Raw genomic sequence first — 12,323 nt, 5'->3', positions numbered from 1 at the left:
TGCCAGCGGTGGCGGGGCCCGAGGTCGTGTCGCACGGGAGCGTTTGGTCTCTGTCGTCAGCCGGAGGTCAACCTCTCGGTGAAGATCGACACGAGATCAGCGATATCGGGGTGTCCTACAAGCTTGGATACCCCGATATCGCCGACCTGGAGTCGACCACCCCCCGGGACGGTCAGGCCGGGACGCCAGCTGGCGCGGTCGATTCGTCGGGGCGTGCCGCCGACTCGTCGTCGTGGTCGTCGAGCATGGTGGCCTCGTCGAACGGGTCGTCGCCGCGCAGCACGCCGGCCGCCCGGTCCCGGTCGAACTCGCCGGTCCAGGTTCCCACCAGGACGGTCGCCACCGCGTTGCCGGCGAAGTTCGTCAGCGCCCGCGCCTCCGACATGAACCGGTCGATGCCGACGATCAGCCCGACGCCGTCCACCAGATCCGGCCGGTGCGACTGGAGGCCACCGGCAAGCGTGGCCAGCCCCGCGCCGGTGACTCCGGCGGCGCCCTTCGACGCGATGATCATGAACAGCAGCAGCGAGATCTGCTCGCCGATGGCCAGGGGCTTGCCGAGCGCGTCGGCGATGAACAGCGACGCCATCGTCAGGTAGATCGCCGTGCCGTCGAGGTTGAACGAGTACCCGGTCGGCACCGTGATGCCCACGACCGGCTTGCTCACGCCGAAGTGCTCCATCTTGGCGATGAGCCGGGGCAGCGCCGACTCCGACGACGAGGTCGACAAGATCAGCAGGAACTCCCGGCCGAGGTAGCGCAGCAGCGAGAAGATCGAGATCCGGGCCACGAACCACAGCAACGCGCCCAGGACGACCAGCACGAAGATCAGACAGGTGGCGTAGAAGCCGAGCATGATCTGGGCGAGGCTCTTGAGGGCGTCCACGCCGGTCGCGCCGACGACGGCCGCCATCGCGCCGAACGCGCCGATCGGCGCCAGCCACATGATCATGGCGAGGACCTTGAAGACGACCCGCTGGAGGACGGCGATCACGCCGAGCACGGGCTCACCGCGCCGGCCCATCGCCTGCACCGCGAAGCCGACGAGCAGCGCCACCAGCAGCGTCTGGAGTACCTCCCCCTCGGTGAGCGCGGAGAAGAGCGTGGTCGGGATGATCCCGAGCAGGAATTCCGCCGTACCGCCGGCCTCGTCTCCGGCGGCGGCCTTGCCGGCGCCCGCGAGGTCCTGGCCGAGGTCCAGGCCGGAGCCGGGGTGGATGAGGTTGCCGACGACCAGGCCGATGGCGAGCGCGACGGTCGACATGGTCAGGAAGTAGCCGAGCGCCAGGCCGCCGACCTTGCCGACCTTCGCGGCCTGCCGGACGGAACCGACGCCCAGCACGATCGTGCAGAAGATGACCGGGCTGATCATCATCTTGATCAGGTTGACGAAGCCCGTGCCGATCGGCTTGAGTTCCTTGCCGAAATCGGGGGCGACCAGGCCGACCACGATGCCGGCGAGCACGGCCACGATGACGGCCAGGTACAGGTAACGGGTACGGTCCCGGCGGGCCGACGGCTCCGCCGTGGTGGTGGATGCGGTGGTGTCCATGTCGACAATGTGAAGCGCGTCTCACCCGTTGACATCCTTGCGGTCATTCTGTTCACCGCGGATGCGTCAGCGGCGGCGTGCCGAGGAGGTGGTGGAGGTGGCCCGACGGCAGTTGAGCATCGCGGGGCAGCTGTTCGCCCTCCAGGCGGTGGTGGTGACGCTGCTCGTGCTGGCCGGCGCGGCGGGCGCCGTCTGGCTGGCCCGCGTCGACTCCCGCCAGGCCGCGCAGGAGGAGGTGCTCGCGGTGGCGCAGACCGTGGCCCGCTCCCCCGACGTCCGCGCGGCCCTCACGACCGCCGACCCGGCCAGCATCCTTGCGCCGTACGCCGAATCGACCCGGCTGGCCACGGGCACCGACTTCGTGGTCGTGATGGCCCCCGACCGCACCCGTTTCTCGCACCCGACCCGGGACCGCATCGGCGAGCCGTTCGTCGGCGACATCGGGCCCGCCCTGGCGGGGCACCCGTTCACCACCACCAACGTCGGGACGCTCGGCGAGTCGGTGCGCGCGGTCGTGCCGGTGTACGACGAGCAGCGGCGCATCGTCGGCCTGGTCTCGGTGGGCATCACCACCCGGGCCATCAACCGCAAGCTGCTGCGCCAGCTCCCCGTGCTGCTCGGCGTCGCGGCGCCGGCGCTCGCGCTCGCCGCGACCGGATCGTGGCTGCTCAGCCGCCGGCTGCGTCGCCAGACCCACGGCCTGGGACCGGCGCAGATGACCCGGATGTACGAGTACTACGACGCGGTCCTGCACTCGGTGCGCGAGGGTCTCGTGGTGCTGACCACCGATCGGCGGGTGGCGCTGATCAACGACGAGGGCCGGCGGTTGCTCGATCTCGACGCCGACGAGCCGGTCACCGACCAGCCGGTCGCCGGGATCGACCTGCCGCCCGCCGTGGCCGAGCTGCTCGGCTCCGGGCGCGACGCCCTCGACGAGCCCATGCTGGCCGGTGACCGGGTGCTGGTGGCCAACCAGCGGACCGCTCGCTTCGAGGGCGCGCCGCTCGGCACCGTGCTGACCCTGCGCGACCAGACCGAGCTGCGTACCCTCGCCAGCGAGCTGGACTCGGTCCGCGCGCTGACCGAGGCGTTGCAGGCGCAGACCCACGAGTCGGCCAATCGCCTGCACACCGTCCTCACGCTTGTGGAGCTGGGCCGCGCCGACGAGGCGGTCCGGCTCGGCACCCGGGACCTGGCCCACGCGCAACAGCTGACCGACCGGGTGGTCGACGCGGTCACCGAGCCGGCCCTGGCCGCGCTGCTGCTCGGCAAGTCCGCCCAGGCCGGCGAGCGCGGCGTGGACCTCGTCATCGAGCCGGACTGCCGCCTCGACGACAGCCCGTTGCCGACCAACGACCTGCTCACCGTCGTCGGCAACCTGATCGACAACGCCCTGGAGGCGGTCGCCGGCACGCCCCCGCCGCGTACGGTGCGGGTCTTCGTCGGCGCCGTCGACGACGAACTGGTGGTCCGGGTCGCCGACAGCGGCCCCGGGCTGGCCGAGGACCGGGTGGCGGACGCGTTCCGGCGCGGCTGGTCCACCAAGAGCAGCGGCCGGGGTCTCGGTCTGGCGCTGATCGGGCAGGTGGTCCGCCGCCACGGTGGCCGGCACGAGGTGGCCCGCTCGGACGACGGCGGCAGCCTGTTCACGGTCCGACTGCCGGTCGGCGGTGCCCCGCGATGACCGACATTCGGGTGCTGGTCGTCGAGGACGAGCCGCTGCTGGCCGAGGCGCACGCCGCGTACACCGAACGGGTTCGGGGTTTCGTGGTGGTCGGGGTGGCGCACACCGCGCGGGCGGCGATGGCGGCTCTGCGCGCGGGTGGCGGCGGCGACGTGGACCTCGTACTCCTGGATTTTCGGCTGCCCGACCTGCACGGCCTGGACGTCTGCCGGGCGCTGCGCGCGGCCGGCAGCAGCGTCGACGTGCTCGCGGTGACCTCCGCGCGGGACCTGGCGGTGGTGCGCACCGCGGTGTCCCTCGGGGTGACCCACTACCTGCTCAAACCGTTCACGTTCGCGGCGTTCCGCGACAAGCTGGAGCGCTACGCCGACTACCGCGCCCAGGCGCTCGCCGAAGGCGAGGTGACCGCCCAGCACGACGTGGACCGGATGTTCGCCACCCTGCGCGGCACCGCCGGGCACAGCCTGCCCAAGGGCCTCGACGCGCAGACCCTCAGTCGGGTACGCGCGGCGCTGGCCGACGGATCCGGCCCGGGGGCGGGGTTGTCCGCCACCGAGGTGAGCGCGGCGACCGGCATCTCCCGGGTGACCGCCCGCCGCTACCTGGAGTACCTGGTCACCATCGACCGCGCGGTGCGCACCCCCCGCTACGGCACCCCCGGCCGCCCCGAGGTCGAGTACCGCCCCCGCTGACGCAACGCGACGTCAAGCGGCGCCGGGTGGATGCTTGAGTGATCAACGGCTGCTGTGGCCTGCACATGTGCTGATCGTCAGATCAGGCGATCTGGCGCAAGTCGTCGCCGTAGTCGAAGATGATCCGCATTCGGGCGCCGAGCGCTCGCGCATACCGACTCAGTGTCGCGACCTCATTAGCCTCCAGATCACCGTTCTCGATCTGGCTGATTCGGCCGGGCGTGACACCCATCAGCTCGGCCACCTGCCGCTGGGTCAAGCCCAACCGCTTCCGCTCCTCGGCAAGGTGGAACGCGCTGATCCACGCCTCGGTACGGGCACGTTCGGCGTCGAGCGCTTCATCGTCCCCGTCGTGCAGCTCGGCCCGGATGTCGTTCCAATCATGGAAGTCGCTCATCAGCCCTCCCTCCGCTTCTTCTCGAAGGCAAGCCAGCCCTCGTACGCAATCTCGGCCACCGGAATCGCCTTGTCGTACCATCGATTCCAATCTCCCGCCTTGTTGCCGGCCACCAGCAGGACGGCCTGGGACCAGGGATCGAAGACGAACAGCACCCGAACGGCAACGTCCCTTCCGGATCTCGGTCGAAGCTCTTTCAGGTTGCTGATGGTCGAGCCCTTGAGGGTGTCGACCAGTGGCCGCCCCAGGGCCGGACCGGTATCCGCGAGCATGTCGATCGCTACGTTGACGGACCGGTACGTCGCAGGGTCGGCATCTCGCAGGGATCGCAACCAGTTACGGACATCCGTTGTCGTCTTGATCGCCCAGCGACGTGGCGGCTCATGAGACATGGACCAACTATAGCCTGAGCTATACAGAACCGCTGCGCTCTAATGCGGTGGCGGGGTCAAGATCCGTTGTTAGACTTGCCGGGTTGGGTTGGCGGTGCGACCAGGGAGACCAGACATGGCGGGTGACGACGACATCTCCGGGTGAGACCGGACGTGTTCGGCCATCGGTTCGGCGCGCGTAGGCGCAGCCGCCGAGGCCATGCCGTCGTTCCACCGGTTCCCGTTGTCGTCGGGCGGCTTAGGCGCGCGCCCACCCCACCCTTTGAGGTCACTCGCATGTCTGATGCGTACATCGTCTGCTCGAACCTGTCCTTCTCCTGGCCGGACGACACCCCGGTCTTCTCGGAGCTGTCCTTCACCGTCCCGGGCGGTCGTACCGGCCTGGTCGCGCCCAACGGCGCCGGCAAGAGCACCCTGCTGCGGCTGATCGCCGGGGAGCTGACGCCCGGCGGCGGCAGCGTCACCGTCGACGGCGTGGTCGGTTACCTCCCGCAGACGCTGCCGCTGGTCGGCGACCTGACCGTGGCCCAGGTGCTCGGCGTCGCCGAGCGGATCGCGGCGCTGCACGCCATCGAGGCCGGCGACGCCAGCGAGGCGCACTTCGTCACCATCGGCGACGACTGGGACATCGAGGAGCGCACCCGCGCCGAGCTGGACCGCCTCGGCCTGGGTGACCTGGCGCTCGACCGCCGGCTGCACACCCTCAGCGGCGGTCAGGTGGTCTCCCTCGGCCTGGCGGCGCAACTGCTGCGACGGCCCGACGTGCTGCTGCTCGACGAGCCGACCAACAACCTGGACCTGGAGGCTCGGCACAAGCTCTACGACGTGCTGTCCGACTGGTCCGGGTGCCTGCTGCTGGTCAGCCACGACCGGGAGCTGCTGGACCGGATGGACCGCATCGCCGAGCTGGAACGAGGCGAGATCAACTGGTACGGGGGCAACTTCACCGCGTACACCGAGGCGGTGCAGGCGGCGCGGGAGGTGGCCGAGAGCAACCTGCGCAACGGCGAGCAGGAGGTCAAGCGGGAGAAGCGGGAGATGCAGCAGGCCCGTGAGCGGGCCGACCGGCGGGCCAGCAACGCCTCCAAGAACCTGAAGAACGCCGGTCTGGCCCGGATCGTCGCTGGTGGGCTCAAGCGCAGCGCGCAGGAGTCGGCGGGCAGGTCGCAGGAGACCCACTCCGCCCGGCTCGGCTCGGCCAAGGCCCGGCTCGACGAGGCCGGCCGGGCGGTCCGCGACGAAGACAAGATCACCGTCGACCTGCCGGACACCACCGTCCCGTCCGGACGGACGGTCTTCTCCGGTACGGGGCTGCGGGCCCGCTTCGACGATCGGGAGCTGTTCGGCGGCGACGGCGCCGACCTGGTGATCCGGGGGCCGGAGCGGATCGCGCTCACCGGGGCGAACGGCGTCGGCAAGTCGACCCTGCTGCGCCTCGTCAACGGCGATCTCGAACCGGCCGGCGGCGAGATCAAACGGGCCGACGGGCGGATCGCGTACCTGTCGCAGCGGCTGGACCTGCTGGACCTCGACCGCACGGTCGCGGAGAACTTCGCCGCGTACGCGCCGAGCCTGCCGGACGCCAAGCGGATGAACCTGCTGGCCCGGTTCCTGTTCCGAGGCGCCCGGGTGAACCTGCCCGTCGGGGTGCTCTCCGGCGGCGAGCGGCTGCGCGCCACCCTCGCATGCGTGCTCTGCGCCGAACCGGCGCCGCAACTGCTGCTGCTCGACGAGCCGACGAACAACCTGGACCTGGTCAGCGTCGCCCAACTGGAGAGCGCGCTGACCGCGTACCAGGGTGCGTTTGTCGTGGTGAGCCACGACGAACGGTTCCTCGCCGAGATCGGCGTGCAGCGCTGGCTGCGGCTGGCCGACGGCCAGCTGCGCGAGATCGCTGCGCCCGACCAGCGCTGACCCGGCGTCGCGGGCCGGCCGGACGCACGCCGGCCGGCCCGGTACCGGGCCGCTAGCGGATGTTGCTGGTGTGGCCCAGGGAGTAGCGACCGGGCTGCGGCCAGACGGTGAGGCCGTGCGGGCCCTTGCCGACCGGGATCCGGGCCAGCAGTTTGCCGGTCGAGGTGTTCAGCGCGTACACCTCGTCGGTGAAGCGCCCGGAGAGCCACAGCACCTTGCCGTCGGCGGACAGGCCGCCCATGTCGGGGCTGCCGTTCGGGATCCGCCAGGTCGCGGTGGGCTTCAGGTTCGCCAGGTCGAGCACGGTCACCGTGCCCTCCTCGCGGTTGGTGACGTACGCCTGCCGGGCGTCCCGGCTGAAGTAGATGCCGTGCGCGCCCCTGCCGGTGGGGATGAACGCGGTCTGCCGGGTGGCCAGGCCATCGAAGACATACACCCCGTTGGCGCGCATGTCGGCGACGAGGAAGTGCTGGCCGTCCGGAGTCAGCCGGGTGTCCTGCGGCATCCCGTCGGGCGTCCGGTCGAGGCGAAACTCGCGCACCTTGCGCAGGGAGGCAGTGTCCAGCACCAGCATCCGGTTGGCGAACTCGCAACTGAACAGCATCGTCCGGCCGTCGGCGGAGTAGTCCATGTGGTTGATGCCGCCGCACTCGGGAAACCGCACCGACCGCACCCGCTGCCAGCTAACCAGGTCGTAGAAGTCCAGTCGCTGGTACGCCTCGGCGACCACGATCGCCTGCTTGCCGTCGGGGGTGAAGTAGAGGTTGTAGACGTCCTCGAGGTTGCGGAACTCGCCCGGCTCACCGGTCCGGGCGTCGATTGGGATCAGGCCACCCCGGGGGATCTGACTGGACGCCACGTAGAGCGTCCGCAGGTCGTAGGAGGGGACGACGTGCTGGGGCTCCGGGCCGCCGGAGAACTTCCCCACCACCTGGTACGTCCCGGGGTCGATCAACCAGACATCGTTGCTCTTGGTGTTGGGCACGTACACCATCGGGCGGTCGCCGCGTACCGCATCGGTCAGCTGGTCGGGGCCGGCGGCAGCGTAGACGTTGCCGGCCGCCGGATAGGTCGGCATTCCCGGTGCCAGCGGGCCGAAGGCGGTCGGTGCCGGCCCGGCCGCGCTCGCCCCGGCTGAGGTCGGCCCAGCCGCGGTCGACCCGGCATCGGCTTCGTTGGTGGACCCCCGGTCGGTGCAGGACGCGAGGCCGACCACCAGTGCCAGGGCGGGGACCACGGCCCGCAGGTGACGACACGACACCTTATGACGATAACGGACATTTCCCCTGATGTTGGTGATTCCCCACGGCCAACCAGGTCAGCTCACGTTGGCCGGGCCGAGGACGCTCTTCAGGTCACCCATCAGCGCGGTGGTCGCCGCCACCCGGAACGGGCCCAGCCGCAGGGTGGTGGTGCGCCCACCGTTGAGCAGCTTGACGTGCACCTCGGTGTCACCGGGGTGCAGCACCAGGGTCTCCTTGAGCCGTTCCACAAGCGGCGGCGTGCACCGGTGCACCGGGATGGTGAGGGTGACCGGCTTGTTGGTGGCGCTGGTGCTGACGTCCGGCATGGACATGTCCATCGCCATGATCCGTGGGGTGTCGTCGCGGCGGTCCACCCGACCCTTGACCACCACGATGGCGTCCTCGGCGATGTACTGCCCGATCACTTCGTAGGTGTTGGGGAAGAACAGCGTCTCCACCCCACCGGCCAGGTCCTCGAGCGTGGCCGAGGCCCAGGCCCGCCCCTGCTTGGTGACCCGCCGCTGCACCCCGGAGAGGATGCCGGCGAGTGTGACGACAGCCCCGTCCGGCACCGCCCCGTCCTCGGCCAGGGACGCGATGGTGGTGTCGGCCGCCGCGCCCAGGATGTGCTCGAGGCCGAACAGGGGGTGGTCGGAGACGTACAGGCCGAGCATCTCCCGCTCGAAGGCCAGCTTGTCGCGCTTGTCCCACTCGCCGTCGCCGATGACCGGCATCACCGTCGTGCTGCCGGTGTCGGCGTCACCGAAGCCGGCGCCGAACAGGTCGTACTGGCCGACCGCCTCCTTGCGCTTGACGTCGGCGTACGCGTCGATGGCGTCGGCGTGCACCGCGAGCAGCCCCTTGCGGGGGTGCTCCATCGAGTCGAACGCGCCCGCCTTGATCAGCGATTCGATGGTCTTCTTGTTGCAGACCACCGCGTCCACCTTGGACAGGAAGTCGTAGAAGTCGGTGTAGTCGCCCTTCTCCTGGCGGCACCGCATGATCGAGGCGACCACGTTCGCGCCGACGTTGCGGACCGCGGCCAGGCCGAAGCGGATGTCCTTGCCGACCGGCGTGAACGGCCCGGCCGAGGTGTTCACGTCCGGCGGCAGCACCTGGATCCGCATCCGGCGGCACTCGGACAGGTAGAGCGCCATCTTGTCCTTGTCGTCACCGACGGACGTGAGCAGCCCCGCCATGTACTCGGCCGGGTAGTGCGCCTTGAGGTACGCGGTCCAGTAGGACACCAGGCCGTACGCGGCGGAGTGCGCCTTGTTGAAGGCGTACCCGGCGAACGGCACCAGCACGTCCCACACGGCCTGGATCGCCTCGTCGGAGTAGCCGCGCTCGCGGCAGCCGTCCCGGAACGGGATGAACTCCTTGTCGAGGATCTCCTTCTTCTTCTTACCCATCGCCCGGCGCAGCAGGTCCGCCTGACCGAGGGTGTAGCCGGCGAGGATCTGCGCGGCGCGCTGCACCTGCTCCTGGTAGACGATCAGGCCGTGCGTGGGCGCCAGGATCTCCCGCAGCGGCTCCTCCAGCTCCGGGTGGATCGGCGTGATCTCCTGGAGGCCGTTCTTGCGCAGCGCGTAGTTGGTGTGCGAGTCGACGCCCATCGGGCCCGGCCGGTACAACGCCAGGACGGCGGAGATGTCCTCGAAGTTGTCCGGCTTCATCAACCGCAGCAGCGACCGCATCGGCCCACCGTCGAGCTGGAACACGCCGAGGGTGTCACCGCGGGCCAGCAGCTCGTACGCGGCCTTGTCGTCCAGCGGCAGGCCCAGCAGGTCGAGCTTGAGGCCGTGGTTCAGCTCGATGTTCTTGACCGCGTCGTCGATGATCGTCAGGTTCCGCAGGCCGAGGAAGTCCATCTTCAGCAGCCCGAGCGACTCGCAGGTCGGGTAGTCGAACTGCGTGATGATCGCCCCGTCGGCGTCGCGGCGCGTCAACGGGATGTGCTCGATGATCGGCTCGGCGGACATGATGACGCCGGCGGCGTGCACACCGGTCTGCCGGATCAGCCCCTCGATGCCCTTGGCCGTGTCGATCACCTTGCGGACGTCCGGGTCGGAGTCGTACAGGCCCCGGATCTCGCCGGCCTCGGCGTAGCGGGGGTGCTTCGGGTCGAAGATGCCGGTCAGCGGGATGTCCTTGCCCATCACGGCCGGTGGCATCGCCTTGGTGATCCGGTCGCCGACCGCGTACGGGAAACCCAGCACCCGGGCCGAGTCCTTGATCGCGGCCTTCGCCTTGATCGTGCCGAAGGTCGCGATCTGGGCGACCTTGTCCTCACCCCACTTGTCGGTGACGTACTTGATCACCTCACCGCGCCGACGCTCGTCGAAGTCGATGTCGACATCCGGCATCGAGACCCGCTCGGGGTTGAGGAACCGCTCGAAGATCAGGCCGTGCTGGATCGGATCCAGGTCGGTGATGCCCAGCGCGTACGCCACGAGCGAGCCGGCGGCCGAGCCACGACCCGGGCCCACCGCGATGCCCTGCTTCTTCGCCCACTGGATGAAGTCGGCGACCACGAGGAAGTACGAGGGGAAACCCATCTGGTTGATGACGCCCAGCTCGTACTCGGCCTGGACGACGTGCCCCTCCGGGATGCCGTTCGGGTAGCGGCGGGCCAGCCCGGCGAAGGTCTCCTTGCGGAACCAGGACTCCTCGGTCTCGCCCTCGGGCACCGGGAAGCGCGGCATCAGGTTGTGGAACTCGAACATGCCCTTCGGGTCGACCTTCTCGGCCACCAGCAGGGTGTTGCGGCAGCCCTGCTGCCACAGCTCGGACGAGTCGACCGCGCGCATCTGGTCGGCGCTCTTGACGAAGTAGCCGCCGCCCTCGAAGCGGAACCGGTTCGGGTCGTCGATGTTGCTGCCGGTCTGCACGCACAGCAGCACGTCGTGCGCGGTCGCCTGCGCCTCGTGCGTGTAGTGCGAGTCGTTGGTGACGACCGGCGGGATGTCGAGCTTGCGGGCGATCTCGGTGAGACCCTCGCGGACCCGACTCTCGATGGAGAGGCCGTGATCCATGATCTCCAGGAAGTAGTTCTCCTTGCCGAAGATGTCCTGGTAGCTCGCGGCGACCTTGAGCGCCTCGTCGAACTGCCCCAGCCGCAGCCGGGTCTGCACCGCGCCGGACGGGCAGCCGGTGGTCGCCATGATGCCCTCGGCGTGCTCGGCGATCAACTCCATGTCCATCCGGGGCCACTTGACGTAGTGCCCCTCCATGGACGCGCGCGAGTTGAGGGTGAACAGGTTCTTCAGACCCTGGGCGTTCTTCGCCCACATGGTCTTGTGGGTGATCGCGCCGTTACCCGAGATGTCGTCGCTCTTCTGCTCCGGCCGACCCCACTTGACCCGCGCCTTGTGATAGCGCGACTCCGGCGCCACGTACGCCTCGACGCCCAGGATCGGCGTGATCCCGGCGGCCATCGCCTGGTTGTAGAAGTCGTTCGCGCCGTGCATGTTGCCGTGGTCGGTGATCGCCACCGCCGGCATGCCCAGCCGGTTGGCCTCGGCGAACAGGTCCTTCAGCCGGGCCGCTCCGTCGAGCATCGAGTACTCGGTGTGCACGTGCAGATGCGCGAACGAATCAGCCATGCCTGGCGCCCCCCGGCGGTGTGGATCTCGGTGGTCGGAGCCGACCGGGACCTACCCTACCGAGGTGATCTCGGCGGCTCCACCGTCCGCGCCGAGGGTGGTCCGCGTCTCCCCCACGACTATTCTCGGAACATGGCGAGGTATTACGACGTACACCCGGAGAACCCGCAGCCACGGGTCATCGGCCAGGTCGCGGACCTGATCCGCGGCGGCGGCCTCATCGCCTACCCCACCGACTCGTGCTTCGCCCTCGGCGTGCAACTGGGCAACCGGGACGGCCTGGACCGGATCCGCCAGATCCGCCACCTCGACGACCGGCACCACTTCACCCTGGTCTGCCGGGACTTCGCGCAGCTCGGCCAGTTCGTGCAGATCAACAACGCGGTCTTCCGCCTGGTGAAGGCGTCCACGCCGGGCAGCTACACGTTCATCCTGCCGGCCACCAAGGAGGTGCCGCGCCGGATGCTGCACCCGAAGAAGCGGACCGTCGGCGTGCGGGTGCCCCGGCACACCGTGACCCAGGCGCTGCTCGCCGAGTTGGGCGAGCCGCTGGTGTCGAGCACCCTGGCGCTGCCCGGCGAGGACGAGCCGATGACCCAGGGCTGGGAGATCAAGGAACGGCTCGACCACCAGCTCGACGCGGTGCTCGACGCCGGCGACTGCGGCAAGGAGCCGACGACGGTGATCGACCTGTCCGGGCCCGAGCCGGAGATCCTGCGCCGGGGCGCCGGCGACGTCTCCCGGTTCGAGTAGCGCGGGTCGGGTGCCGGACCGGACGAGGGCGGGCCACCGCCGCCGGCCGTACGCTTGAGGATCGGCCACCGGCGAGCATTGGACACCCGG

Annotated in this window: 9 protein-coding genes; 4 read left to right on the top strand and 5 right to left on the bottom strand. The window is 69.8% G+C overall.

Annotated elements, in window-relative coordinates; translation table 11 throughout:
- Window positions 1-172: 172 nt before the first annotated feature.
- On the bottom strand, window positions 173-1,552 hold the full coding sequence (locus ABZU53_RS12490; protein ID WP_355065712.1) for a cation:dicarboxylase symporter family transporter: 1,380 nt from the start codon (window positions 1,550-1,552) through the stop codon (window positions 173-175).
- 61 nt (window positions 1,553-1,613) lie between these two features.
- Here ABZU53_RS12490 and ABZU53_RS12485 point away from each other — a divergent pair, with 61 nt between their 5' ends.
- The gene (locus tag ABZU53_RS12485; RefSeq protein ID WP_355065710.1) at window positions 1,614-3,236 is read left to right on the top strand and encodes a sensor histidine kinase; all 1,623 of its coding nucleotides are present in this window, start codon (window positions 1,614-1,616) and stop codon (window positions 3,234-3,236) included.
- The gene (locus tag ABZU53_RS12480) at window positions 3,233-3,928 is read left to right on the top strand and encodes a response regulator (protein ID WP_355065708.1); all 696 of its coding nucleotides are present in this window, start codon (window positions 3,233-3,235) and stop codon (window positions 3,926-3,928) included. The genes ABZU53_RS12485 and ABZU53_RS12480 overlap by 4 nt, the downstream gene beginning before the upstream one ends.
- Before the next feature lie 82 nt (window positions 3,929-4,010).
- Here the strand turns inward: ABZU53_RS12480 and ABZU53_RS12475 are convergent, their stop codons facing one another.
- Window positions 4,011-4,325: a helix-turn-helix transcriptional regulator gene (locus ABZU53_RS12475; RefSeq protein ID WP_354855989.1), complete on the bottom strand. Its 315-nt coding sequence runs from the start codon at window positions 4,323-4,325 to the stop codon at window positions 4,011-4,013.
- Entirely contained in the window at window positions 4,325-4,717 is a 393-nt protein-coding gene (locus ABZU53_RS12470; protein ID WP_354855988.1) for a type II toxin-antitoxin system RelE/ParE family toxin, read from the bottom strand. The genes ABZU53_RS12475 and ABZU53_RS12470 overlap by 1 nt, the downstream gene beginning before the upstream one ends.
- A 276-nt stretch (window positions 4,718-4,993) precedes the next feature.
- On the opposite strand from ABZU53_RS12470, the gene abc-f reads away from it, so the two are divergent.
- Window positions 4,994-6,631, top strand: coding sequence for a ribosomal protection-like ABC-F family protein (gene abc-f / locus ABZU53_RS12465; RefSeq protein ID WP_355065706.1), 1,638 nt, complete (start codon window positions 4,994-4,996; stop codon window positions 6,629-6,631).
- Window positions 6,632-6,683: 52 nt separating this feature from the next.
- Here the strand turns inward: abc-f and ABZU53_RS12460 are convergent, their stop codons facing one another.
- Window positions 6,684-7,892: a YncE family protein gene (locus ABZU53_RS12460; RefSeq protein WP_355065704.1), complete on the bottom strand. Its 1,209-nt coding sequence runs from the start codon at window positions 7,890-7,892 to the stop codon at window positions 6,684-6,686.
- Window positions 7,893-7,949: 57 nt separating this feature from the next.
- Entirely contained in the window at window positions 7,950-11,480 is a 3,531-nt protein-coding gene (gene dnaE / locus ABZU53_RS12455; protein ID WP_355065703.1) for a DNA polymerase III subunit alpha, read from the bottom strand.
- Window positions 11,481-11,612: 132 nt separating this feature from the next.
- On the opposite strand from dnaE, the gene ABZU53_RS12450 reads away from it, so the two are divergent.
- Window positions 11,613-12,233 carry an L-threonylcarbamoyladenylate synthase gene (locus tag ABZU53_RS12450; protein ID WP_355065701.1) on the top strand — a complete coding sequence of 207 codons (621 nt, stop codon included), beginning with the start codon at window positions 11,613-11,615 and terminating at the stop codon, window positions 12,231-12,233.
- Window positions 12,234-12,323 lie beyond the last annotated feature (90 nt).

Source organism: Micromonospora sp. NPDC005194 (genome assembly GCF_040608335.1).
Lineage (GTDB): Bacteria > Actinomycetota > Actinomycetes > Mycobacteriales > Micromonosporaceae > Micromonospora.
Note: the sequence above shows the minus strand (reverse complement) of the source record. Positions and strands in the feature narration are given on the sequence as shown.

Excerpts from the sequence above, each read along its gene's own strand:
- ABZU53_RS12485 (WP_355065710.1), top strand. The coding sequence starts at position 1,614 with ATGCGTCAGCGGCGGCGTGCCGAGGAGGTGGTGGAGGTGGCCCGACGG.
- ABZU53_RS12470 (WP_354855988.1), bottom strand. The coding sequence starts at position 4,717 with ATGTCTCATGAGCCGCCACGTCGCTGGGCGATCAAGACGACAACGGAT.
- ABZU53_RS12450 (WP_355065701.1), top strand. The coding sequence starts at position 11,613 with ATGGCGAGGTATTACGACGTACACCCGGAGAACCCGCAGCCACGGGTC.
- ABZU53_RS12480 (WP_355065708.1), top strand. The coding sequence starts at position 3,233 with ATGACCGACATTCGGGTGCTGGTCGTCGAGGACGAGCCGCTGCTGGCC.
- ABZU53_RS12475 (WP_354855989.1), bottom strand. The coding sequence starts at position 4,325 with ATGAGCGACTTCCATGATTGGAACGACATCCGGGCCGAGCTGCACGAC.
- abc-f (WP_355065706.1), top strand. The coding sequence starts at position 4,994 with ATGTCTGATGCGTACATCGTCTGCTCGAACCTGTCCTTCTCCTGGCCG.
- ABZU53_RS12490 (WP_355065712.1), bottom strand. The coding sequence starts at position 1,552 with ATGGACACCACCGCATCCACCACCACGGCGGAGCCGTCGGCCCGCCGG.
- dnaE (WP_355065703.1), bottom strand. The coding sequence starts at position 11,480 with ATGGCTGATTCGTTCGCGCATCTGCACGTGCACACCGAGTACTCGATG.